Source organism: Prevotellamassilia timonensis (genome assembly GCF_021531665.1).
Lineage (GTDB): Bacteria > Bacteroidota > Bacteroidia > Bacteroidales > Bacteroidaceae > Alloprevotella.
In genome coordinates this window covers 14,528-39,081 of sequence record NZ_JADYUH010000007.1, presented here as the reverse complement: position 1 = coordinate 39,081, position 24,554 = coordinate 14,528, and the positions used below count along the sequence as shown (strand labels likewise).

Annotated in this window: 20 protein-coding genes; 7 read left to right on the top strand and 13 right to left on the bottom strand. The window is 52.6% G+C overall.

The annotated features are described in order from the left end of the window. Positions 1-17: 17 nt before the first annotated feature. From mrdA to I6E40_RS02955, 7 genes are all read right to left on the bottom strand, one after another. Positions 18-1,868, bottom strand: coding sequence for a penicillin-binding protein 2 (gene mrdA, locus I6E40_RS02985; RefSeq protein WP_235385409.1), 1,851 nt, complete (start codon positions 1,866-1,868; stop codon positions 18-20). A gap of 130 nt (positions 1,869-1,998) precedes the next feature. Further along, positions 1,999-2,499, bottom strand: a complete 501-nt coding sequence (gene mreD, locus I6E40_RS02980; protein WP_235385407.1) for a rod shape-determining protein MreD — start codon at positions 2,497-2,499, stop codon at positions 1,999-2,001. 33 nt (positions 2,500-2,532) lie between these two features. Next, positions 2,533-3,384: a rod shape-determining protein MreC gene (mreC, locus tag I6E40_RS02975; protein ID WP_235385405.1), complete on the bottom strand. Its 852-nt coding sequence runs from the start codon at positions 3,382-3,384 to the stop codon at positions 2,533-2,535. A gap of 39 nt (positions 3,385-3,423) precedes the next feature. After that, on the bottom strand, positions 3,424-4,455 hold the full coding sequence (locus tag I6E40_RS02970) for a rod shape-determining protein (protein ID WP_235385403.1): 1,032 nt from the start codon (positions 4,453-4,455) through the stop codon (positions 3,424-3,426). A 57-nt stretch (positions 4,456-4,512) separates the two neighbouring features. Then, positions 4,513-5,118, bottom strand: coding sequence for an IMP cyclohydrolase (locus I6E40_RS02965; RefSeq protein ID WP_235385401.1), 606 nt, complete (start codon positions 5,116-5,118; stop codon positions 4,513-4,515). Between the two features lie 188 nt (positions 5,119-5,306). Next, positions 5,307-6,362 carry a porin gene (locus I6E40_RS02960; protein WP_235385399.1) on the bottom strand — a complete coding sequence of 352 codons (1,056 nt, stop codon included), beginning with the start codon at positions 6,360-6,362 and terminating at the stop codon, positions 5,307-5,309. Between the two features lie 50 nt (positions 6,363-6,412). Next, positions 6,413-8,674: an inorganic phosphate transporter gene (locus I6E40_RS02955; protein ID WP_235385397.1), complete on the bottom strand. Its 2,262-nt coding sequence runs from the start codon at positions 8,672-8,674 to the stop codon at positions 6,413-6,415. A gap of 316 nt (positions 8,675-8,990) precedes the next feature. Here I6E40_RS02955 and I6E40_RS02950 point away from each other — a divergent pair, with 316 nt between their 5' ends. The 3 genes from I6E40_RS02950 (at position 8,991) to I6E40_RS02940 (ending at position 12,366) form a co-directional block, all read left to right on the top strand. Continuing rightward, a complete protein-coding gene (locus I6E40_RS02950; RefSeq protein ID WP_235385395.1) occupies positions 8,991-9,665 on the top strand; it encodes a response regulator transcription factor in 675 nt (224 codons plus the stop codon). 113 nt (positions 9,666-9,778) lie between these two features. Then, positions 9,779-11,518: an ATP-binding protein gene (locus I6E40_RS02945; protein ID WP_235385394.1), complete on the top strand. Its 1,740-nt coding sequence runs from the start codon at positions 9,779-9,781 to the stop codon at positions 11,516-11,518. A gap of 410 nt (positions 11,519-11,928) precedes the next feature. Further along, on the top strand, positions 11,929-12,366 hold the full coding sequence (locus I6E40_RS02940) for a PepSY-like domain-containing protein (protein WP_235385392.1): 438 nt from the start codon (positions 11,929-11,931) through the stop codon (positions 12,364-12,366). Positions 12,367-13,775: 1,409 nt separating this feature from the next. Here the strand turns inward: I6E40_RS02940 and I6E40_RS02935 are convergent. From I6E40_RS02935 to I6E40_RS02920, 4 genes are all read right to left on the bottom strand, one after another. Further along, entirely contained in the window at positions 13,776-14,693 is a 918-nt protein-coding gene (locus I6E40_RS02935; protein ID WP_235385390.1) for an MlaD family protein, read from the bottom strand. A gap of 66 nt (positions 14,694-14,759) precedes the next feature. Continuing rightward, positions 14,760-16,019, bottom strand: a complete 1,260-nt coding sequence (locus I6E40_RS02930; RefSeq protein WP_235385388.1) for an N-acetylmuramoyl-L-alanine amidase — start codon at positions 16,017-16,019, stop codon at positions 14,760-14,762. Between the two features lie 247 nt (positions 16,020-16,266). Next, positions 16,267-17,667 (bottom strand): methyltransferase RsmF C-terminal domain-like protein, encoded by a 1,401-nt coding sequence (locus I6E40_RS02925; protein WP_317207395.1) that lies wholly within the window; start codon positions 17,665-17,667, stop codon positions 16,267-16,269. Then, positions 17,664-18,458 (bottom strand): thymidylate synthase, encoded by a 795-nt coding sequence (locus I6E40_RS02920; protein WP_235385385.1) that lies wholly within the window; start codon positions 18,456-18,458, stop codon positions 17,664-17,666. The genes I6E40_RS02925 and I6E40_RS02920 overlap by 4 nt, the downstream gene beginning before the upstream one ends. A 583-nt stretch (positions 18,459-19,041) precedes the next feature. On the opposite strand from I6E40_RS02920, the gene I6E40_RS02915 reads away from it, so the two are divergent. Continuing rightward, the gene (locus tag I6E40_RS02915) at positions 19,042-19,545 is read left to right on the top strand and encodes a dihydrofolate reductase (RefSeq protein WP_235385384.1); all 504 of its coding nucleotides are present in this window, start codon (positions 19,042-19,044) and stop codon (positions 19,543-19,545) included. Here I6E40_RS02915 and I6E40_RS02910 read toward each other — a convergent pair. Next, the gene (locus I6E40_RS02910) at positions 19,527-20,162 is read right to left on the bottom strand and encodes a YqiA/YcfP family alpha/beta fold hydrolase (protein WP_235385382.1); all 636 of its coding nucleotides are present in this window, start codon (positions 20,160-20,162) and stop codon (positions 19,527-19,529) included. The two genes, I6E40_RS02915 and I6E40_RS02910, sit on opposite strands and share 19 nt — an antisense overlap. Before the next feature lie 65 nt (positions 20,163-20,227). On the opposite strand from I6E40_RS02910, the gene I6E40_RS02905 reads away from it, so the two are divergent. Next, positions 20,228-21,394 carry a beta-L-arabinofuranosidase domain-containing protein gene (locus tag I6E40_RS02905; RefSeq protein ID WP_235385380.1) on the top strand — a complete coding sequence of 389 codons (1,167 nt, stop codon included), beginning with the start codon at positions 20,228-20,230 and terminating at the stop codon, positions 21,392-21,394. Between the two features lie 54 nt (positions 21,395-21,448). Here the strand turns inward: I6E40_RS02905 and I6E40_RS02900 are convergent, their stop codons facing one another. Continuing rightward, positions 21,449-22,411, bottom strand: coding sequence for an N-acetylornithine carbamoyltransferase (locus I6E40_RS02900; protein ID WP_235385378.1), 963 nt, complete (start codon positions 22,409-22,411; stop codon positions 21,449-21,451). Positions 22,412-22,662: 251 nt separating this feature from the next. Between I6E40_RS02900 and I6E40_RS02895 the strand changes: the two genes are divergently transcribed. Next, positions 22,663-23,235: a TlpA family protein disulfide reductase gene (locus I6E40_RS02895; protein ID WP_235385376.1), complete on the top strand. Its 573-nt coding sequence runs from the start codon at positions 22,663-22,665 to the stop codon at positions 23,233-23,235. 55 nt (positions 23,236-23,290) lie between these two features. After that, positions 23,291-24,433: a tRNA 2-thiouridine(34) synthase MnmA gene (gene mnmA / locus I6E40_RS02890; RefSeq protein ID WP_235385375.1), complete on the top strand. Its 1,143-nt coding sequence runs from the start codon at positions 23,291-23,293 to the stop codon at positions 24,431-24,433. The last annotated feature ends 121 nt before the right edge of the window (positions 24,434-24,554 follow it).

The following is a 24,554-nucleotide window of genomic DNA, read 5'->3' as shown; positions in this document are numbered from 1 at the left end:
AGAAGGGGGTGGGAGGATTAACGGGCGTAGTCGGGATATTTGATGTGCATTTGTCGGAAGTGCTCCACTTTTTTCTGCGAGGCTTCGGAAAGTTTGCCGTTCAGATATTGCTCTATGATGAGCGCGCCGAGCGGCACACCATAGACATTTCCAAAGCCTCCGTTCTCGACATAAACAGCCACGGCAATCTTGGGGTCGTTCATCGGGGCAAATCCCATGAAGGCGGAGTGGTCGTGACCTCTGTTCTGAGCGGTTCCGGTCTTTCCGCACACTTCAATTCCGGGCAGGTCGGCGCCACGACAAGTTCCGCCGAGAACCGCACGGCGCATGCCCGCCACGGCGTATTCGTACCATTTTTTGTCCACGCCGGTGTAGCGTTTCCGCTTGTATTCCGGGTCGATTCTTCCGTCTTGGACGGCTTTGACGACGTGTGGCGTGATGAAATAGCCTCGGTTTGCGACGGTGGCGGCGAGATTTGCAATTTGGAGTGGCGTGGCTGTCACCTCGCCCTGTCCGATTGCGATGGAGATGACGGTGAGCCCGTTCCAGGACTTTTTGTAAGCCTTGTCATAGTAGTCCGCGTTTGGAATCATTCCTCTTCTTTCTCCCGGGAGGTCGATTCCGAGCTTGTAGCCAAAACCCATTGCCACCATGTAGTCCTTCCACTTAGTCATGGCGTTTTGCACGGAGCCGTATTTGGCTCGGTTGTTGAGCATGCGGTAGAGATTCCAGCAAAAGTAGGAGTTGCAGGACGTTCCGATGGCGGGCACGAGCGGTATGGGCGAGGCGTGTCCGTGGCATCCGACGTGAAGTCCTTTGTAGTTGAAGCCGTGGCTGCAAGGAAACGAGATGGCAGGAGTGATGCTTCCTTCTTGCAGCCCGACGAGTGCTTGCGAGATTTTGAAGGTAGAGCCTGGCGGATAGGTTCCCATGATGGCTCGGTTGAGGAGCGGCTTCATCGGGTCTTTGTCGAGGAGCTGGTGGTTCTTTCCTCTGTCACGCCCGACCATCATTCGTGGGTCGTAGGTCGGCGAGGAGGCGAGACAGAGCACTTCGCCGGTTTTCGGCTCAATCGCCACGATGGCACCGAGCTTTCCTTCGAGCAGGGTCTCCGCCAGTTGTTGAAGGTCGCGGTCAAGTCCGAGTGTGAGGTTCTTGCCGGCGCGTGCCGTTTTGTCGTATTTCCCGTTCTGATAGTGTCCGAAGGTTCTTCCGTGCACGTCTCGTAGCATGATTCTCATGCCTTTCTCTCCGCGGAGTTGCTTTTCAAAGGAACGCTCGACGCCGAGTTTGCCGACGTAGTCGCCACTTTGATAGTATTTGTCTGAGTCCTGTTCCAGTTCTCTGGCGTTTATTTCCCCCACGTCTCCCAGGATGTGTGCTCCGATTCGGTCAGAATATTGTCTGATGCTTCTTTTCTGCACGCTGAACCCTTTGAAGCGGAAGAGTTTCTCTCGGAAGAGGGAGAACTCTTTGGCGGGAATTTGCGACATGAAAAGCTGTGGTGTGTAGCGCGAGTAGCCTGCGTTTTTCAAAGGGTCTTTGATGTCTGCCATGCGTTTGATGTAGTCCTCCTTCGTGATTCCAACGGTCTGACAGAAGTCCAGCGTGTCAATTCCGCGCTGTTCGTTCATGACCACCATGATGTTATAGGACGGCTCGTTATAGACCAAAATCTTTCCGTTTCGGTCAAAAATCAGCCCTCGGGAAGGATATTGAATCTCTTTCCGAAAGGCATTGGAGTCGGCGTTCTTTTTGTAGTCGTCACTCCAGAGTTGCAGCGTGAAAAGTCGGATCAGATAGATGAAAATGATGCCGACCGCGACGCCACCAATGACAAATTTGCGGATTTCAAAGTGCTTGTTCAATGCCGTTTTTTTCTGCGCTGTGGTGAAGAGAAAAGGACTTGTGAAAAAAGGGAGGGAACGGAGACGACACCTTAGTTATATATAAGGTGTGAAAAGAGGTAGCAGAAGATGCAAAAGGATGGTTTTTCTTTCATTTCACGCGAATCAGTTCCAGCGCTACGCAGAAAAGCGAGGTGAGAAGACTGCTGCTGATGATTTGAATGAGAATCTCGTGGAAATCAACGAAAGAGAAAGTTTCCAGAAGGAAAAAGGCGATGCAGTGAAGACTGACGGCAGCGACGATGAGCTTGGTGAAACCACTCCATTCCATCGTCTTTCGCGAGGGAGCAAAGTTCTCATCGTCATCGGAAGGGCGGAACACATTGACCAGCCAAGGCGTGAAAAGACCGGTCAGTGTCAGCGCGCAAGCCGCCATCCCGGGCGTGTTGGCAAAGATGTCAATCAACAAACCCAGAACGAAGCCCGACAGAACGTATGCCCAGCGCGGTGTGGAGACCGGAAGGATGAGCAGAAAATAGACGTAGGGCATCGGTGTGGCATATCCAAAAATGTGGACGTGGTTAAAAACCAAAACTTGGAGCAGCCAAAGCGCGAAAAACCAGGCGATGCGGGAAACGATGGTTTGAAACATGAAGATGAGGTTTTGCAGCGTGGGCGCTGAAGGTCACAAAGTTTCTTTCGCCGCTTTGGAGAAAAGACTGTCCAACTCGGCTTTGTAGGGTGTGGAAATGACTTGCACGTCGCGGATGTTTGAGAAGTTCGTACCGAGCGCTACGTCAAGTTTGTAGGACTGCCCGTCGGAGGAATTGCCCACCGACTTGACGCGACCGACAAAGATTCCGGGGGGAAAGACGGCTGAGTAGCCGCTCGTCTCCACCACGTCGCCGGACTTCACCTTTGCATAGCGCGGCACATCGTCCAGGACGGCGTGGCGCGTGCTTCCACCGCTCCATTGAAGATAGCCAAAATAGTTTTGTCCGCGAACTCGGCAGCTAATGCTGGACTTGCGGTTCGTCAGCGGGATGATGAGGCTGTGGTGTTTGTCAGTGAGATAGACGATGCCCACTGCGCCTCCGCCTCCCACAACGCCCATTTCCGGTTTCACACCGTCAGCCTCGCCACGATTGATGACAAGATAGTTCTCACCGCCGCCCGTTGTGTTGGAAACAACCATTGCTTCAATGAGCCGGAAGTCTTTGAGTTTCTCTGCCATGAGTTTCTCTGTGAGTGTCGTGTCTTTCTTCAGCGATGCCAGTTCCTCACGCAGTTTGGCGTTCTCTCGGAAGAGATGAACGTTCTGGTGCGTGAGGGCGCGGTTGACGTTCCGCAGTTCAAAGAAGGAAGTCACTTCTGTGTTCAGGGCTTGAACCCCTGCCGCCGCGTCGTTGGCTGCAGTAAGCCACACGCTGCCCTGAAATCCGTTGAAACGGCAGAGCAGCGTTAAGCCAATACATTCCAGTGCCACGAAGAGCAGGACGTGACAATATTTCCTTAAAAAGTCAAGCAGATTGTGCATGGACTATGCAGAAATGACGTGGGGAGAGAATCTCCCGCTTTATCTCATCAAGAACGTGTAGTCTTCCACGTGTTTCAGCGCCTCGCCGGTGCCTTTCGCCACGCAAAGGAGCGGGTCTTCTGCCACGTGGAAAGGAATGTTTATCTTGTCGCTGAGTCGCTTGTCTAAGCCTCTGAGCAACGCGCCGCCGCCGGTGAGGAAAATTCCGTTTTTGACGATGTCGGCGTAGAGTTCGGGAGGCGTGTTTGCCAAGGCGTTGATGACCGCTTGTTCTATCTTGGCGATGGAAGTCTCCAAGCAGTGTGCAATTTCCTGGTAGCAAACGGGCACTTCCATGGGCATCGTAGTGATTCGGTTCGGTCCGATGACCACGTAGTCTTGAGGAGGCTCTGGGAGGTCAGTCAGGGCGGCGCCGACGTTGATTTTGATGCGTTCAGCCATTCGCTCGCTGACGAGCACGTTGTGCTGACGGCTCATGTATTCTCTGATGTCTGAGGTGAAGTCGTCGCCTGCGATTTTGATGGAGTTGTTGGAAACGATGCCTCCCAGGGAGATGACGGCGATTTCGGTGGTGCCGCCGCCGATGTCCACAATCATGTTTCCTTCCGGAGCATTCACGTCGATGCCAATGCCGATGGCGGCAGCCATGGGTTCATAGAGGAGGAAGACGTCTCGTCCTCCGGCATGCTCGGCGGAGTCTCTGACGGCACGTAGTTCAACTTCGGTCGAACCGGAGGGAACGCCGATGACCATTCGCAAAGAAGGTGAGAAAAGTCGTTTGCCGGAACGCACTTTCCTGATGAGACCGCGCATCATTTGCTCGCAGGCGTTGAAGTCTGCAATCACTCCGTCTCTGAGCGGACGAATCACTCGGATTTTGCTGCCGGTTTTTTCGAGCATCAGTTTGGCGGTGTCGCCGACGGCTATCATTTTCTCCGTGTGCTGGTCCAAAGCCACGACGGAGGGCTCGTTCACTGCGATTTCTCCGTCGGCAATGATGATGGTGTTTGCCGTGCCCAAGTCAATGGCGAGTTCTTGGGTGAAGGAGAAGAGTTTAGAAAAGAATCCCATAGATTTAAAGAAGGTTTGCTGTGATTCAGTTTCGGGTTATGTTCTCTGGTTTTTGTTTCACGCCTTAGTTTGTTCTGCAAACCACTCGTGAATGGCGGTGTCGTAGGCGCTGCTGACGGCGAAGGCTCTCTCTGCAAACTGTTTGCGCTCGCTGAGTTCGGTGACGGCGCCGCGGCGGGCGAGGATGTCCATGAGCGTAGCGTATTCCGCCTTTGAAGGAACGATGACGACGTCCTTGAAGTTTTTGGCTGCTGCTCGGATGAGCGTGATGCCGCCGATGTCAATCTTCTCGATGATGTCTGCTTCGCCGGCTCCTTCTTTGACAGTTTGCGTGAAGGGGTAAAGGTCCACGATGACGAGGTCTATTTCGGGGATGTCATAGCGTTTCATTTCTTCGCGGTCTTCGGCGTTTTCGCGACGTGCAAGGATGCCTCCGGAAACTTTCGGGTGCAGCGTTTTGACGCGACCACCGAGGATGGAGGGGTAGGAGGTGAGGTCTTCCACTCTTTCGCAAGGAAGTCCGATGGATTCAATGAACTTGTGCGTACCGCCTGTGGAGATGAGAGAAACTCCTTCTTCGTGCAATTTTTTGAGCAGTGCTTCAAGTCCGTCTTTGTGGAAAACTGAGACGAGAGCTCTTTGGATGCGTTTTTGTTCCGCCATGTTGTTTGTGCTTAGATTTTTAGTGGATGAGTATATTTCCCTGCAAAATTACAGTTTTTTCTATTTCTCACGGTTTTAGGAGCCGATAAAGAAAAACTGCCCATACTTTTTTCTGAAAGAGTGGGCAGTTCTGAGCAGCAGAGTTTCCAATTCTGTGGAAAGTTCTTCTGGCGGCGCTTCGCGCTTTTTCATTTGTTCGGGAAATGCAGCACAAGTTCAATGACGGCTTTGTCTCTCTCGGAGCGTTTCGCCAGCGCGTCGTTTTTGTAGAAATACTTCTCGTAGTTGATGCGGATGTCCGCATTCATTTTCTTTCCCATGCTGAGCGTGATGCCTCCGGTGAGGCGTTTTCTTTCGCCGTCGGTCAGTTTGAAATTGCCGTTTTCATCTGGTTCACCGTCGGCGTGGTCTCCCATCGCGTCAAAGCGGCAAAGAAAACTCATCTTGCGGAAAGTTTTTTTCAGCGGCAAATCGTAGCAGATAAAAGCGTCCACGGCGTTCACAGCAGGAAAGGCGTTGTGAGCATAGACTTTCCGCAAATATTCTGCCTCCAGTGTCCAACGTTTAAGTTTCAGCGTCGCGCCGCCATCATAGAGCCAGACCTTGCCCGCCTTGGGTGAGATTTTCTGCATGGAGGCTTGAAGCGTCAGCCCCTTGAAGGGTTTGTACTGTGCCTTTGCGGAGAAATTCAGGGAGCGTGTCCAATAGTCCTTTTGGTCTGTGAGCCCCGAGCCGTTAAAAAGTCCGGCTTCGAGTTTAAGTCCTGTGTTTCGGGGTTCATAGGCGCCGCAGAGCCCCACGTCTCGCACGTTGCCGACTTGCTTTGCGATGAACGAGCGGTTTGCAAAATATTGCAGGTGCGGGGAGCGGTGGGCGTCAATGCTGAAAGGCACGCGCATTTGTCCGAGAAGGAGTTTCGTTTCTTCCCATTTCATGCCGCCGTAGGCGTCAAGCATTCGGATTCTGCCTTCGTCAGAGAGGTCAATCTCCGCTTTGTAGATGACGTTGTCCGTCACCTTTCCGTCCAAAGCCAGTCTTGCGGTGCGCACCTCAAAGCGACTTTCGCCTTGTTCGGTTTGGCATTCAACCTTTGCTCGAATCGTTCCGCTGAGATTGGGGAACCAGTCGGGCAGTCCTCGGTGGGCGGTGGCAGTGCTGTCTTTCGTTTCCGCGTGAAGAGCGGTGGGCGCGAGCAGGGTCAGGGCGGCGAGAAGGAAACCGCGCGAAAGTTGTTTCAGGTGCATAATTATATAATGTATGGTCAGAGTTTTTTGCCTTGAATCAGTGAGTTGAACTATGAGATTTGGGCTTGGTGGAATTTTTCGATGTGTTTTTGGAGTCGTTTCATTTCGCTGAGAATCTGTTGCGCTTCTTGGATGAGGTGCAAGAGCAGGGTCGCTGCGGTCAGGTTCGTGCCCGGGACGCGGGTGCTGACGCTGACTTCCACGTAGAGTTCTTCCAGTTCTTTCTTCGTTTCGGTCATCATTGCCCATCGTTGCGCATTCTCATCTTGGCGTGCGTCTCGCAAGTCTTGCGCGGTGAGCACCATGATGGAAGCCGCTTTTTCAATGAGTTTCTCATATTTTTCGGAGAGTTTTTCCTCGGGCGGCGTGAAGTGATTGTCCACATGTTCCAAGCAAGGCTCCGCCATGCGGACGAGACCGTAGCGAATCTGCAGGAGCGAGTTGTGAATCAGATGGAAGGGTGTGCTCAGTTTCACAGCCGTCAGCGCGGGCTCGGCGCGTCGGAGGCAGAGGGCTTCTCTGCGTCGCAGGTTTTTCAGCGTTCGTTTGGACTGAGTCAGTTCTCTTTGCGTGTGGCGCAGCGTTTTGAGGTTCTCTTCTTTCAGCGCGTCGGCAGTTTCGGTCCAGAGTTTGGCATAGTCTTCAAGAACTCCTGCCACGCTCATGTGGATGTGGCGCTCAAGCATGGGGATGATGAGTGTGCGATCCGTGACGTGCCACATTTGAGTGAAGAGCATGTCGCCTTGCTGCACGAGTTCTTTTTGCTTTTGTGCGAATTTTTTCTGGCTGCGAATGATGGCAAAGATGCCTGCTGCGACGATGAGGACAATGACGATGATGCCTCCGAAGTTCATGGCGGTCGCTACGAAGAAGGCGAGGGTGAAAGCGACGCCCGCTGTGATGAACCAACCGCCGATGACGGTCAGCACGCCGGTGATGCGGAACACTGCACTTTCTCTGCTCCAAGCTCGGTCAGAGAGCGAAGAACCCATGGCAACCATGAAAGTGACGAAGGTGGTTGAGAGCGGCAACTTGAGCGTTGTGCCGAGTGCAATCAAGAGGGAAGCCACGCAAAGATTGACGGAGGCGCGACAGAGGTCGTAGGCTGCAGCGTTGGGGGCGGCAACAGAGGGGCGGCGGAAACGCCCGTCCAGCCAGCGTCCTGTTCTTTCAGGAATCATTTTGGACAAGCTTTGTCCCACGGAGTTTCCCCATCTGACAAGACTTCTTGCCACTTTTGACGTACCAAACATTTCGTCTCCTTCATCGCTGCGGGAGAGTCCGACTTCCGTTTCAACGACTCGGCGTGCCTTCTTGGAAGTTACCAGGGAGAAAACCATCAGTGCGCCGGCACCGATGAGGAAGATGAGCGGAGTCTTGGCTGATTCCGTGAGTGAAGCCATGCGATAGAGTTCCGGCCCCGCTTCCAGTCCGTTGTTGGAGAAGTCCATCCAAGAAGAGAGTCCGGCAAGCGGCACACCGATGAAGTTCACCAGGTCGTTTCCGGCGAAGGCGGTGGCAAGCGCGAACGTTCCTGAGAGCACAACGACTCTCAAAACGTTGACGCGAAGTAGTTTCAGTCCCCACATCAGCAGTGTCGCTGCGACAAAGACGACTGCAAGGATGGTTGCGGTGTGAATGTGAATGAAATCTTTCACCTCGGCATTCATGAAGGAAAGGTCTTTGAGTCCTTTGAAGAGCATGAAATAGAGGATGGCGGTCAGAGCGAATCCTCCGTAGAGGGCAGTTTTCAGTGCGCCCGCCTTTTGGAGTTGGAAGGTGAAGAGGACGCGTGCGAGATATTGCACCACCATTCCGGTGAAGAAGGCGATTGGTACGCTCATGAAGATACCGATGATGACCTCCAACGCTTTTGAGGTGTTGAGATAGTCGCCCATGCCGAGCGCTGCGCCGTCAGTTGCCATTTTCACGATGACAAAGGCGAAGGAAGCGCCGAGAAGTTCGAAGACCATGCTGACCGTTGTGGACGTCGGCATGCCAAAGGTGTTGAACACGTCCAGGAGAACGATGTCCGTAGCCATGACGGCGAGGAAGATGAGCATCACTTCTCGGAAAGTGAAATATTGTGGTGAAAAGATGCCGTGTCGGGCGATGTCCATCATTCCGTTGCTGAGGGCACAGCCTGCAAAGACGCCGATGCCTGCAATGAAGAGAAGCGTTTTGAACTTTGCTGCCCGCGAGCCGATTGCGGAGTTGAGAAAATTCACCGCGTCGTTGCTCACGCCGACCCAAAGGTCAAAAGCGGCGAGCACAAACAAAAAGACAACCATTGAAGGGTAAATCCATTCCATAATGAAAATGAGATTAGTTTATATTTTGAGTTTTTTATTGTTCTCAAACGCCGTTCCACGTTTCTTTGATTTCGCGAGAGCGGACTTCAAGAGGCGATGCAAAAGTAGGGGAGGAGTGTATCGTTCTTGTTACAAACCTGTGAAGAAAGTGTTAAGGCGAAAAACTTCTGTTTCTTCATAAAAAATTAACCGAGCGCGTGTCGCGGCAGTCTTTGAAAAAGTTTAAACTTGCACCCGAGAATGGAACTTTGTGCTTCCGTTCCCGACGGTGAAACGTCAGTTTTCCCGTCTTTTCTTAATCCTAATTTTGTTTCTCATGAACAGACATCGAATCTTGGTGGTAGATGATGAACCCGATTTGAGAGAGATTCTTCAGTGCAATTTGGAAAATGCCGGCTATGTGGCTGACACGGCAGAGAGCGCGGAAGAAGCTTTGGAAAAACTGCGCCCGGACCACGAGTTGATTTTGCTTGACGTCATGCTGGGAGGCATGTCGGGCTTCCAGTTGGCTGAAAAATTGCGCAAGGAGCAACACAACTTGATTCCCATCATTTTTCTGACCGCGCGCGATGCCGAACGCGACCTTCTCACCGGTTTCTCCGCCGGCGGCGACGACTACATTGCGAAGCCCTTCTCCCTTCAGGTCGTGCTTGCCCGCATTGGAGCGATGCTTCGTCGGAGCGTGCGCAACTCGCATCCTGCTTCGTTCACCGTGGGAGGCATGGTTGTTGATTTCGGTCGCAAGGTGGTCACCGTCGGCACTGAGGACGTGCGCCTTTCTCCCAAGGAGTTTGGCATCCTCAGTTGTTTGGCGAAGCAGCCCGGGCGCGTCTTTTCACGCGAAGAGATTCTTGCTGAAGTGTGGCCTGACGACTGCTATGTTTTGGACCGCACGGTGGATGTCCACATTGCCCGCGTGCGCCGCAAACTTGGCGAGGAGGGCAACCGAATCAGCAACCGTCAAGGCTACGGCTACTGTTTTGAAGCGTGAGGCTCATGCGCCGGCGTTCGTGCGCTTTGTTCAATCCCAGCGTTAAGTACTTATATAATTAATATAGGTGTGGAATAGGTGCCTCCTGTTCCGTTCTTCATATCCTTCAGCCCATGTCTTTCCGCAATCGTTTGCTTCTCAATTTCGCAGCCCTTTTTGCAGCTTTCGCTCTTTTGCTTCTCGGGTTTCAGTATCACCGCGAGCGGCAATTCCGTCGCGAGTTGTTGGAAGAGCGTTTAGGAAGTTACGCTGACATCGTTTCCGGCGCGGGGCTTTCTCCTGATTCCGCCGGTGTGGATTCCGTTCGTCTCTCTTCGCTCGTTCGTTTGTTGCCGTCGGAGGTTCGTTTGACGGTCATCGATTCCTCGGGCAGGGTTCTTTTTGAGTCAAGTGGTCACGCTGTGGAAGAGATGGGGAACCATCTTCACCGCCCCGAAGTGGCAAGTGCGCAGAAGAGTGGCAGTGGGAGTGACATTCGTTTTTCTGAGACGGAGGGCAAGGAATTTTTCTACCTCGCGCGTCGCAGCGGTCCTTTCACCGTTCGCATGGCGACGGCTTATGATGCACGCATTCGTCATTTTCTTCAAGCCGACAATGTTTTCCTGTGGTTCGTGATGCTTGTTTTCACCATCGCGCTTCTTCTCCTCTTGTTCGTCTCAGGCAGGTTCAGCAAGTCGGTGACGGCTTTGCGCAGTTTTGTCCGCTCCGCCGACCGTGGGCTGGTTGACTATGACCACCTGCATTTTCCTTCCGGCGACCTGGGCGACGTGGCGCGAAGCGTGACGGCACAGTATCGGAAACTGGAAGAATCCGGGCGCATCATCCGTGCCCAACGCAAACAGCTGCTCCGCCACTTCCACTATTTTGCCCAAGGCATTGCCATCTTCAGTGTGGAGAAGAAGTCGCTCTACGCCAATCAGCATTTTGTGCAATATGTGAACGTCATTCTGGATCGTCCCACGCCTTGTGTGGATGCTCTTTGGGACAGTCCGCATTTCAAGCCTGTTGTTGATTTCCTTGCTTTGTCGAAGCCGCAGCGCAGTTCCACGGAAGAGGCTCCTGTCTTCAGTTTCCCGCTTCAGGCGGGGTCGGTCACGTTCAACGTCCAAACGCTCGTCTATGCCGACGGCAGTTTTGAAATCACTTTGACCGATGTGACCCAGGCTGAGAAAAACCGACTGCTCAAGCAACAAATGAGCCACAACATAACGCACGAACTTCGCACCCCCGTCAGCAGCATTTCCGGCTATTTGGAAACGCTCCTCTCGTGTCCCAATCTGAGCGAGGAGCAGCGAACCCGTTTCCTTCAAAAGGCACATGCGCAGACGTTGCGTTTGACGGACCTCATTCGCGACGTTGCGCTGATTTCAAAAACGGAAGAGGCGCCAGAATTGATGCCCGTCGAAGAAATTGACATCCGTCAGGTGGTGGATGAGGCTGCCGAGGAGTTCTCAAATCCTTTGGAAGAAGCCGGCATCCGCTTTTGCAGTGAACTGCCCGAGTTGACGATTCGTGGAAACTACACGCTTGTCCACGCCATCTTCCGAAATCTTCTTGAAAACGCAGTCCGCTATGCCGGTCACGGCGTGGAGGTTCATGTGGTCTGCTACAGTGTCACTTCGGAATTTGCCTATTTCAGTTTCTACGACACAGGCTGCGGTGTTGAGGAGTCGCACCTTCCGCGACTTTTCGAGAGGTTCTATCGTGTGGACCGGGGACGCACGCGCGCCGATGGAGGCACCGGTCTGGGCTTGAGCATTGTCCGCAACGCCGTGTCTTTCCATCGTGGCACGATTTCGGTCAGAAATCGCAAGGAAGGTGGGCTTGAGTTCCTCTTCTCGTTGCATGTGTGAAGTCCCAGAGGAAAGTGCGCAAGGGATAGAAACGTTTGTGAACTTGTGGTGTTTGAGAAAGACCAACGGTCTGTTTGGATTCTTTTCGTTTTGTGGTTGGTGAAAGGGAACGGTGAGTGAGTCGCTGTTCCAAGGTTCTTCGTTTCTGTCCTTTTCGCGAAAAGCCTCCGTGAGGCAGTGCGCCCACAAAAGAAACGGGTAGGGTGCGAGAGACGTAAGATTTTGTTTTTTAAGTTATTGTTTGCAATTGTTGGGCAAAAGTTATTCGTCGTTCTTGGTACTTTTGCAGCGTACGGAGGTTTGAAACAGCCTACGCCTCATTTGTTTCGCTCCTTTGGGAGCTTGGTGAATTTTGTTCAAAGTGCTTGCTGATTCTTCCCTATGTTTAACCTTCAAAATAACCACTCACGATGAAAAAGACTTTGTTTTTCTTGATGTGCTTCATCGTCTTGCACATCTCGGCTTGCGCTTCCGCCGACAAGCCCATCTCAAAAAAGGAATTGCCGCAGGCAGCACAAACTTTCATTCAAACCTATTTCTCGGACAAAGCCATCACCTTGGTGAAACAGGACACCGATGTGGCTCGTAAAACCTATGACGTTGTTTTTGCAGACGGAACAGAGGTCGAGTTCAACGGCAAAGGCTTGTGGACCGAGGTCAGCACAATGACCGGTGCGGTGCCGCAGGACCTTGTGCCGGAAATCATCCGCACTTTCGTCAGCCGGAAGTATGCCGGACAAACCATCTGTCGCATTGAGCGCGAACGTGCAAAGACGGAGGTGAAGCTCTCCAACGGTCTGGAACTGACATTCAACAAGGATGGGCGGCTGATTGACATTGACAATTGAGATTCCCTCGCCCGGTCGGACACGGTCCAACTGGAGTCTTCCCCTCCCTGAAAGTGAGGTGAGTGTTTTAATCGGGGTCGCGTTCCACACATTGGACGCGGCCCCGATTCGTCATACCCTACACGCCGAGGCTGCGTCTTCGCCGCTCAAAGAATAGCAGATGATGGCTGTCCGCTAAACCATTTAGCTACGCTTCAACGCTACACTATACGTAAATAAAGGGGGTAAGAAAAAACTATACAAACTATACACAAGCCCTACATTTAGTCCTTCATTTCGCTGATTTTACGCTTGTCACGAAATGGCGGTGTATCAGAACATAAATTTTGACAAACCGCCCTCATTGTGTTGGGGCTTACAGCAAAACTTGTGCCACTTTGCATGCAAAAAGGGAACGCAGGAAAAAATGAAATAGGCTTCGCGCGCGAGGCGCGCGTATTCACCTTTCAAACCTATACGTTTTTCAAGGGTACATGCATTTCCTGCAAATCCTACACAGTTCGGGGTTAAATATTGATAATCAGAGATATTAGGTGTGTAGGGTTTGGTCTGTAAATGCTACACAAAACCCTTCATTGTGTAGGGTTTCGCGGCGGTGTGTGTAGGGTCGTGGTGAAGCAAAAAATATAAATGTAGGATTGGGCGGAAATATGCAAAAACGTGGTTTCCATCCTACATTTTTTGCTCTTCGAGGGAATCTGTGTTGCTGAGAAAAATCTTGCCTATTCGGCACACAGTTTTACTTAGGGGAAGGCAAAGAAAAATTAGAAGAAGGCAAATTAAAATTTGAGGAAGGCAAATTTTAACCGGGTGCGCTCCTAGTTTTTCCCAGGTGCGCTCCTAGTTTTACTTAGGTGCGCTCCTAGTTTTTCCCAGGTGCGCTCCTAGTTTTTCCCAGGTGCGCTCCTAAGTAAAACTGCGTGCCGTTGCAATGTAGGGTTTTCGCCTCGTTTTGTGTAGGGTTTGCGCGCCGTTTCGTGTAGGGTTTGTGCTCGCGTTCGTGTAGGGTTTGCGCCTCGTTTTGTGTAGGGTTTTGAACGCTTCAATGTATGGTTTGTGTAGGGTTTGGAGCACAAACTATGCATTTCGTAACGTGCGGATAATCAAAGGGGTAAGGAGTAAAATGTAGGGTTTGTGTATAGTTTGCATAGTTTTTTCTTGCCCTTTTATTTACGTATAGTGTATGCTTTCGTCACGATTCTTTCCGACTGTTTTTCTCGTCGATGCTCCGTTCCGAGTTTCAGTTCCAATGTGTCGGAAGAGCCGCCTCGATGTTTTGATTGCGCGTAACACAAAAAGAGGTGACGCGATGCGCCACCTCCTTTTGAACTATATTCTTTCAAAAAAATGACTTGTACGTTTTTCGTGTGGCAAGCTCAACCCCTTGGCTCGCCTTTCTAAGTCCTTTCTCATTTGTCCTTCTTTCCGAAGATGGAGAAGTGAACGTAGCGCTTCGGGTGCGCCTTCAGGTCAATCATGAGAGAATCGGCGTGTTGCAGCGTCGAATTGAGGTTGTCATAGACCCCCCTGTCGTTGAGGAAGAGTCCGAGCGTGTTGTCCTTGCTTTTGAGTTTGGTGTCGAGGTTGTCAGTGATGTCGTTGAGATTGTCCGACATTTTTCGTGCACTGGCAAGTGTTTCGTCAACCGATTGCAGCGTCGAGGCGAGGTCCAGTGCCGCCAGTTTCGCAGCAAAAACGTTGGCGTTGGCGGAAGCCGCCTTCAAGTTGGAGAGCGTCTGCGGAAGGTCGTTCTTCATCATGCCGTTGAGACGCACAGACGTTTCGTGGAGTTCGGCAGTCAGTGCGGCTGTGTTGTGAAGCGTTTGTTCCAGCGCTCCGTCTCCCGTCAGGTGATTCACGTTGGTCAGAATGGAATCCAGTTTTGGCAGCATCTTTTCAATGACTGGAATCATGGCTCCGACCTTGTCCATGGCTCCGATTTTCATTCCGCCCTGGATGGTGTCGCCGGGAGCGACGTGTTTCAACGGATTGGGACCGAGGGCGAGCAACATTTTGACTCCGCCCATGAGTTCCGTTTCCAGTTCTGCGCGTGTCCCCTCTGGCACACGCATTTCTTTGTCCAGTTCAATTCCGACAACCACGTGGCGTCCCTGTTGGTAGTCATAGTCAATCGTTCTGACGATGCCGACGGGGTAGCCATTGGCAAAGACGGGGTTTGAGACGGACAAGCCGCCGATGTCGGCAAATTTGACGTAATAGGTGTTTGAGGATTGAAAGACATTGATGCCTTTCAAGAAGTTGATGCCAATGAAGAGCAAGATGATAGCGGCGATGGCAGCAAGTGAAATTTTGACTTCTTTTTTCATGACTGTGTTGCGAACTTTTTGTCCGCCTTGGATTGAATGGAACTTTTCTGTGAGGTTGGCAGTTTCCTACTCAAACTTTTTCGCCTGGGTGACGGAGACAGGTTTTCCCAGATGGAACGCCACGACGTAGGCGGCGGGAATTTTTTTCTTCACCTCTTGGAGCGCTTTCTTAGCGTCAGCGTGTCGTGTGAAACTGCCGTGATAGTATTTAAATAGGTCTCCCTCTTTCGTTCGTGTGACTTTGAGTCCTTTGAATTGAGGGTCAGTGGTGGAAATTTGACGTTTGCCGGCTCCGAGTTGGATTCGATATTCCACGTTGGGCGTTTTAGGCTTTGCGTCGTTGTTTTTGGGATTAGCGGTTTGCGTCTTGCTTGGCGCCGGTTTGGGTTTAGGCGCGTTTTCTCTCTTCGGTGTTGTCGGGGTGGTGTGGGTTTCCGGCTTGACGGCAGGAGTCATCTCGACTGCGGGTGTGACGGTGGCAGCAGCGACGGTGTCGGCTGTGGGCTTTTCCGGAGCCGGGGCGGCAGGCAGTGGTGCCGGGAGGTCGCTCACGCTTTTGTCGTGGAGACGGCGGTAGGTAATGAAGCCGTTGTAGATGCTACGGCTCAGTTCTTCCACTCCCCGTGCAGAGTTGAGATAAGCCTCCTCCGCCGGCGTCGTGATGAATCCAAGTTCGGTGAGTACGGAAGGCATTGACGTGTTTCTGAGAACCAGGAACCCCGCTTGGTGAACCCCTTTGTCGGGTCTGCCGACGCTTTTGTAGTTTCGTTGGATGCAGCCGGCGAGGTCAACGCTCTGTTTCATGTGTCTGTCCTGCATGATTTCAAAAATGACATAACTCTCCGCCTTGTTGGGGTCAAAGCCTTGATAGGTGTGCCGATAATCATTCTCCAACGTGATGACCGAGTTCTCTCGTTTTGCCACCTCAAGGTTGGCATTAGCGCGCGCCATACCCAAAGAATAAGTCTCAGAACCGTAGGCAATTCTGCCGCCCGGAAGGGCATTGGTGTGGATGGAGATGAAAAGGTCCGCCTTTTTGTTGTTGGCAATGTCGGCGCGGCGTTGAAGAGGAATGAATACGTCCGTTCGCCGCGTATAGACAACCGTCACGTCCGGACAGTTCTCCTCCACGAGTCTGCCAAAGGCGAGGGCGACGGTGAGGTTGATGTCTTTTTCTTTGGAGCGTGCCCCCAAGGCGCCGGAGTCATGTCCGCCGTGTCCGGCATCAATGACCAGGACAAATTGCTTGGCGGAGGAATCCGCGTGGGCGGGAAGCAAGAAAAGGAGCAAAAGTCCGAAAAAGAGAATGCGTAGATATTTATTCATGCAAGACATCTTGAGAGGTTGGAGTCAGTGGGGCTGTTTGGCTAAGTAATCCTCAAATAATAACCTGCATCATCTTTGAAAATCTTTCGGTCCATATTTCCTCCCTCATCAGTCACATAGCTACGGCTATGCTCCTTCTTCGGGTGAAAATCTGACCTCGAAAATCTAATTCAAATTTGACGCAACTTATTATTTTCATATTACTAAATGAATCGGGAGGTACGCAAAGGTTGCCGCAAAGTTTGTTTCACTCATCATCCACCTCGCGGGTTCGTTCTTCGTGACGGATTCGCCAGGCGGAAGGGTAGAGGTTGTTGGCGCGTGAGCCGAGATTGTTGAGAAAGCCCAGCGGATGACCTTCCCAAACAGCGAGCACAATTCCTCGGGGAACGGAGACGGGCAGCACCAACGGTTCGCGACGAAGATAAGCCAACGCTTGATTCAAGTCAAGTTCTGCCTCGGGGAAGACAGTGCGGCAAAGATGAACGCTGAGGGCGAGTGCGTGGGCGGGGACATATTTCCGCCCTTTCTTCTCGGCGAGGGGCACGCCGCAATGAAGCGGGCGCAGCAGGGAGAACAAGAGCGAAGCATCGTCTGCCACCGCTTCGGGGAGGGCGAGCACGTTGTTCTCATCTGCTTGGACGAGCCGGAAGTTGGAAGGGGCGTCAAGCCACTCCGCCAGGATTTTCCGGCTGGCGTTGTCGGGCTGGCGCAAAGGTTTTGTCTTCGGACAACGCGCGGAGGGAGTAGCTGAGGTCTTTCGCAGCAAAGCAAGGAAGAAACCCTCGCCCGGCGTCCGCCCCGGAAGGAAACGACAGACGGGAGTTGCGCTGTCTGTTACGTTGCCGACAATGCCCCATTCTTCTTCCAAAGGAATCTCGACGGGCTTGGCGCCGAGTTCCCGGCAAATTCTTTCGACTTGGTCTTCGTTTTCGGTGCGATTGAAGGTGCAGGTGCTATAGACCATGAAGCCGCCTTCTCGCAGCGCGGGCCAAACATCGCGAACAATCTCCCATTGGCGTGCGGCACACTTCTCAACCGCCGCGGGCGACCAGTCTTGAATCGCGCCTTCGTCTTTTCGGAACATGCCCTCGCCGGAGCAGGGCACGTCGGCGGCAATGACGTCAAAGAATCCCGTAAGAGGTTGAAAGGCAGAAGCAAACGCCGAAGTGCACACCGTGGCGGAACTTCCCCATTTCAGAAGGTTCTCAGAGAGAATCCGAGCGCGCGGAAGCACGGGGTCATTGGCAACCAAGAGACAGTTGGCGGGAAGCAGGCTGCGCCAAAGTGTGGACTTGCCGCCGGGAGCAGCGCATAAATCAAGCACGCGGCGGGGAGTGACGAAACGACTCAACGTCCGATATGCCTGCTCCACAAACATGGAGGCGGCTTCTTGGACATAGTAGCAACCGGCGTGGAGCAGAGGGTCAAAGGTGAAACGCGGACGTTCAGACAGCTGTCGTCCCGTTTCGCACCAAGGCACTTGTCGCGTCGTTTCCTTCGTCCATGCCCGAGAGGGCTTCAGCGGATTGAGACGAACCGAGACCGAGGGGGCGTCGGTTTCCAGTGCGCGAAAGAGAGCGTCGGCGGTCTCATCGCCCAGCAGGCGGCGGGTCTCACTGAGGAAAACTTCGGGAAGAACCATCATACGGAAACTTTGGCAGGAATGTGCGGGTGAGGATCGTAGCCTTCCAAACGGAAGTCTGAAAAGTCAAAGTCGGTCAGTTCCTTTATTTCAGGGTTGAGCCACATTTTCGGGAGCGGACGCGGAGTGCGCTCCAATTGCAAGCGAGCCTGCTCAAGGTGATTCAGATAGAGATGAGTGTCGCCCGTGGTGTGAATGAACTCTCCGGGTTTCAAGCCGCAGACCTGCGCAACCATCATGAGCAGGAGCGCATAGCTGGCAATGTTGAAAGGAACGCCGAGGAAAGTGTCGGCGGAACGCTGATAGAGTTGCAAAGACAAACGATCGTCAGCGACATAGAACTGAAAGAGAAGATGACAAGGGGGAAGATTCATCTTGTCCAAATCGGCAACGTTCCAAGCGGAGACAATCATGCGACGCGAGTCGGGATTGTGTTTGATTTCTTCCACCACGCGGCTGATTTGGTCAATGTGACCGCCATCATAGTCAGGCCAAGAGCGCCACTGGTAGCCGTAGATGTGACCAAGGCTGCCGTCCTCGTCTGCCCATTCGTTCCAGATGCTGACACCGTGCTCTTGAAGATAGCGCACGTTCGTGTCACCTTTCAAGAACCAAAGAAGTTCGTAGATGATGGATTTCAAATGCAGTTTCTTCGTCGTGAGCAGAGGAAAACCTTCTTCCAAATTGAAACGCATTTGATGACCGAACACGCTTTTCGTGCCTGTGCCGGTGCGGTCCGCCTTCACGGCGCCCTCTTCCAAAATGCGGCGGAGAAGATTCTGGTATTGTTTCATCGCATGTGTTTTTGTGGGGATAAAATCGTTTTCAAAACTCCCCTTATTCGAAGAAATCCTCCATTGCACCGGACATGTGGGGAGTCGGCGCATAAAAAAAGCGGAGGAATGAGAGGTTTACGGCTGCGAAGTTACAACTTTTCCTCTATAAAAACTTAACTTTGTCGCGAGGTTTCAAAAAAGCCACGACGAGAAGGCGGCTTTGTTCGGTGACTTTTGTCCGCTTTCTCGCCATTTGTGTCTGCTTTGTCCTCGTTTCGTCTCACTTTCCTTTTCAAGGGTGTTCTAAAAATTAGGTTGAGTTGATTTTAGTAATATGAAAATAATAAGTTGCGTCAGATTTGAATGACATTTTCGAGGTCAGATTTTCACCCGAAGAAGGAGCATAGCCGTAGCTATGTGACTGATGAGGGAGGAAATATGGACCGAAAAGATTTTCAAAGATGATGCAGGTTATTTTTTGAGGATTACTTAAAAAGCGACCAAGACGTAAGTACTTTCTTTTGAACGTTCCTTATTCCGTAATTTATAGAACAGCCCTTCATTCATTCGGACGTTCTTTCGTCCCCCTCATTTTTTCTTTATGACCCTCTCTCTGATTTGTGCTCTTGACGAGAACCGCGCGATAGGTTTTCAAGGCAAACTTCTGTTCTATCTTCCCGCCGACTTGAAACATTTCAAGGAACTGACGACCGGACACACGGTTCTCATGGGAAGAAAAACTTTTGAGTCACTTCCCAAAGGCGCACTGCCGAACCGCAGGAACGTGGTCGTCACGCGACAAGAGGACTATGCCGCGCCGAACATCGAAGTCTTCCACTCCTTCGAAGAGGCGTTGAAGGCTTGCGAGACGGACGAAAAGGTGTTCGTCATCGGCGGGGAGAGTCTCTATGCCATCGCTCTGCCACTCGCCACGGAACTCCAACTCACACACATCCATGCCGCCGCCCCCGAAGCCGACACTTGGTTCCCGGCGTTTGAGGCAGCCGATTGGAAAAAGACTGCGGAAACAAGTTTTGAACCGGACGAAAAAAACAAACAGCGATTCAGTTTCTGCACCTACGAGCGTCAGCCCCAGCGCATGTAGTCCGGAAGCGGTTCCTTGCGGGCTTCCTCAAAGACCTCGCCGAGCAACTGCTGCATCAACGGGAGCAAGACCTTGCGCACGACTTTCTCGTTCAGTTGATGCCCGCCCTCAAAACGTGTCGCGTGGGGATAGTGCTTGAGAAAGGTTTGGCAGGCATTCATGGGATTGACGGTCGTGTCGTCCATGCCGAAGAGTCCAAAGCAGAGTTCTTTGTCGGCTTCGGTGATGCCATCGAACTGACGGCGTTCCATGGCGCGGAAGTGTTGCAAAATTTCGTGCGTCACCTTGAATTCTTTCTCATGATTCTTTCTCCCGTTCAACCATTTGAACGTGCCGGTGTGAAGCACCTTGCTCAGCGAACTCATTTGAAAGGCAGGATTTACGCAGATGCGCAACACACCTCTCATTTGCTGGGCATACATTCCTCCCATGCTCGTGCCGATGATGATGTCCGGTTGTTCTTTCTTCACCAATTCGGTCAGAAAAGGCAAGGCTTCGTCAGGGTCCAACGGAATGTCGGGCGCAATGACCTCGCCCGAAGGAAAAAGTTTTGCCAGCAACTGCGCTGTGCCACTCGCTCCGCTGGAGGCGAAGCCGTGAAAATAGACTAACTTCATCTTTAGTTTGTGTTTTTAGAATCTTCTCTGATTGCTGAAAATCTTCTTTGATTGCTTAGAATCTTATGAAATATTTTATAGTAATACTTACCATTTGCTCTCTGCTTTTCGGCGCATGCGTTGAGGTGCGTGCCGGCGTGCCCTGGCTTCCCGAGGCTCGGCGTTTTGTGCCGGCAGACAGTGTGCACGTTTGGAACTATTCTGCACCGGACATTCGGCAGTTGGCGCTGCGCGCCTTTCCCGAAGCAAAAGGTAGCCTTTTGAGCGCGGACGCCAAGTTTTGGGAACAGCGCGAGGACATTGCCCAATGGGCAGCAAAGCTCATCAGTCATGGCAACTGTGTGGGCGGCGGCGATGATTTGTTTTCCGCTTCGCAAGGCGTTCCGGCAATGATGCAGACCGGAGCCTGCGCCATGATGTGGCTGATGACGGGGCGGAGCGAGTATGTGGACTTCATGGAACGTGCGATTTTCAATGCGGCGTGGCACGCAGCCACTGACACACTCCTCTCAGCGGATGCCTCCGACCGTCGCGCCGCAGCCGAGACGCTGCTCGCCATGCCCGCGACGATGTATGGCGTTTGCGGAGATTCCCTGTTTGTGAACTACTATACCAACGCGACTTCTCGCATCCCTGTTGGCGAGGGCAGTGCTTTCACGCTTGACCTCATCACGCAGATGCCGATTTCCGGCGTCGTCAAATTCCGTTTTTCGCAACTTCCCGCGGAAGGTCGTTTCCTCGCGCTTCACCTTCGTTTGCCTGATTGGACAGGCTGCAGCGGTGCAAATTCCGTCTATCACTACGAGGGCAACGAGCACGCAACGCTTCCCGCCATTTTTGTGAACGGACATGAACTCTTGCCGAAAATGTTTCGGGTGGACGAGAAAGGATACGTCATCATTGAAAAAACATGGTTCAACATGGACGAGGTATATTTTCAAATCTCCCTGCCCATGCTTCAAGTCACTTCGTTCCGCCCGGAGGAAACGGGGCGGAGTTTTCTGCAGCGCGGTCCGCTGGTTTATGTGCTGCCCGAGGAAGCAAAAGGATTCTGTTTCACCTCTGCGTCAGAAACGAGCATCGTTTCAATCGATGAAGCAGGACTGCCGGTGCTTTCGGTGAAACTTTTTCCCGGCGAGACGGGCGGCGGAAACGAAGAGAGTGGCAGTAAGGTCTTCACCGCCACTCCCTACGCCAACGCCACAAAGGGCTCGGTCTTTTTCCACAAGTAGCAGACGCCTATTTTATATATATGGTGTGCGTACTTACTGATACAGGCTTCGTGCTCACAAACTTTCCAGCAGTCGTTTCATCACAACCGTGGCAGAGATTTCTCGGTTGGCAGCCTCGGGAATGACCAAAGAGCGCGGTGACTCAATCACATCGTCCGTGACGATGACGTTTCGGCGCACGGGCAGGCAGTGCATGAAAGCGGCATCGTTTGTCAAACTCATTTTTTCAGAATCAACCGTCCAGTCGGCGTCTTTGGAAATGACCTTTCCGTAGTCCTCCGGTCGTGTCACGCCGGGGCAGCTCCAGTTTTTCGCATAGATGAAGTCAGCATTCTCAAATGCTTTTCTTTGGTCATATTCCACGCGAGCGTCGCCCACGAAGAGCGGGTCAAGTTCGTAGCCCTCGGGATGCGTGACGACCAAATCCACGTCTGCCGCTCTCATCCACTCGGCAAAACTGTTGGGGACTGCTTGCGGCAGCGCGCGAGGGTGGGGTGCCCACGTCAGCACGACCTTCGGGCGTGCTTGGCGTTTGTGCTCTTCAATCGTGATGAGGTCTGCGAACGCCTGAAGAGGATGGGCGGTCGCGCTTTCCATGGAGAAAACGGGGCGACCGCTGTGGAGGATGAACTGCGTCAGCACATTCTCGCTGTAGTCCGCCGCTCTGTCGGTCAGACCTGCAAAGGAACGAACACCGATGAGGTCACAATATTGCGCCATGACCGGGATGGCTTCAAGAAGATGCTCACTCTTGTCACCGTCCATGATGACTCCGCGTTCGGTCTCCAACTTCCAGGCTCCCTGATTGACGTCCAAGACCACGACGTCCAAGCCCAAGTTGCGCGCGGCTTTTTGCGTGGAGAGACGGGTGCGGAGAGAATTGTTGAAGAAGATGAGCAAAGCCGTTTTGTGTTTTCCCAGATGTTCAAAAGCATAGCGGTCTTTTTTGATTTCCGCTGCTTCCTGCAAAGCCAAGTCAAGTTGTCCGAGGTCGGAGGCGTGAAGGAAAGTTTTCATGTTTGGATGGTGCTAAGTTTATGTTTTGTTTGCGCTTCGGCTTTCTCCCGTTGTTGGGAAAGAAGTGACGAAAAGACGGCGAAACCTCGCCGTTGTGCCTGCAAATGTACGCATTTCTGAAAAACACATCGCTTTCTCCTTGGGCAATGCTTTCTTTAATTGTAATTTTGCTCCCGTCTCTCGCGGTTTCCTCCCGTTCCCTCTTTGAGAGACGTCATTCACGAACCCTTTCATTTTCATTCTTTCCCATCATGAAAAAGTTCATTCTCCTCGTCGCCGCAGTAATGCTGACCACGAGCACCGCCTGCACAAAGAAAGTTTCTTCCCGTGACCGCCAAGCGACTGTCTCGGAATCCACCACTGCTGCCGCACAGCAAGCGTCCACCGTTCCGTCGGTCGTCAAGTCACTCCCGACAAGCCTGACCGGCAAGGAAATCCTCCCCGCCTTGGCAAAAAACTATCCAGGCAAAGTCGTCCTGATTGATTTCTGGGCGACATGGTGCGGTCCCTGCCGAATGGCGATGAAGACCATTGACGAAATCAAACCTCAACTTCAGGAAAAAGGTTGCGTCTTTGTCTATGTCACCGGCGAAACCTCTCCCATGGAGGACTGGACACCGATGATTCAAGAAATTTCCGGAGACCACTATCGTCTCACTGATGCCCAGTGGGAAGCACTTGGCCAGGAGTTGAACATCCCCGGCATTCCTTCCTACCTTATTCTCGGAAAAGACGGAAAGCGCGCTTGGGACAACCTGAGCGAAGGAGGCTATCCCGGCAGTGAACGCTTGCAAAACGAAATAGAAACGGCACTCACGAAATAAGCCACTGCCGACGCGTTCCTCTCTTCTTTCTTTACTCCCTCAACCCCAAGGAATCATGCAGAAATCAAAGGTCATGGTCGCCATGTCGGGTGGAACGGACAGTTCCGCCGTGTGTCGCATGCTACAAGAACAAGGTCATGAGGTCGTGGGCTTGACCATGCGTGTCTTTGATTTGCCCCGACAGTTCCCCGCGGCGACTCTTGCGGGATTGGACGAAACCGTGTTGCAGTCCGGTTCTCTTCCGGGCGAACCGGATTTTCTCCTCGCAGCACGCCGCTTGGCTGAGCGACTCCAAATCCGCCACATCACGGTGGATGTCAGAGAGGAGTTCCGCCGCGATGTGGTGACATATTTTCTGCAAGAATATCTGGCGGGCAGAACGCCGAATCCCTGCGTACACTGCAACCGACGCTTCAAATTTCGCCTATTGGAGGAGTGGGCAAACCGAGAGGGATGTGAACTGATGGCGACGGGACACTATGTCCGAACAGAAACCGACGCAGCGGGGCGCACTTTCCTGCTTCGTGGCATTGACCCGACGAAGGATCAAAGTTATTTTCTCTGGCGACTTCCTTCCTCCCTGCTCTCGCGCTGCCTCTTCCCGCTTGGCGGGATGAAGAAAACGGAGGTCAGAGCCTGGCTTCGCGAACGTGACATGACGACGGAGGCTTCGCGGAAGGATTCCATGGAAACCTGTTTCGTCGAAGGAGACTATCGCGACTTTCTCCTGCACCATTGTCCCGAAGCCGCACAACGCGCCGGCGGACAATTCGTCAGTCGTGAGGGAAAGAAGTTGGGGACACATCGCGGAGTGCCGTTCTTCACCGTCGGACAGCGAAAAGGACTCGGCATAGCACTCGGAAAACCTGCTTACGTCGTGCGACTGAACGCAGAAAAAAACACGGTGGTTTTGGGAGATGCCGATGACCTTTTGGCACCCGCCTTCTTCGTCAAAGACTCCGTCTGCGCGGACCCCTCACTCATTCTCTCCAACCCCAACCTCACGGTTCGCATCCGCTACCACAGCGAACCCATAGCCTGCAGCGTGGAAACGCTTCCTGACGGTCGTTGGCTCGTTCGCCCGAAAACTGCCGTCAGTGCAGTCACTCCGGGACAGAGCGCCGTGTTCTATGAAAACGAACGTCTTCTCGGCGGAGCCGTCATTGACGACCCGCGCGGCATCGGTCTCTATCTCTGAAGAGGGTAGGGAACCTGAGGAAAGGCTGGTCAAAGGGCGTAATACATACACATTATTATATATACGCTCTGAAATCTTTGAATAGTCCTCCTCGCCCCATGTTTCCGCCCCGTTTTTCTAA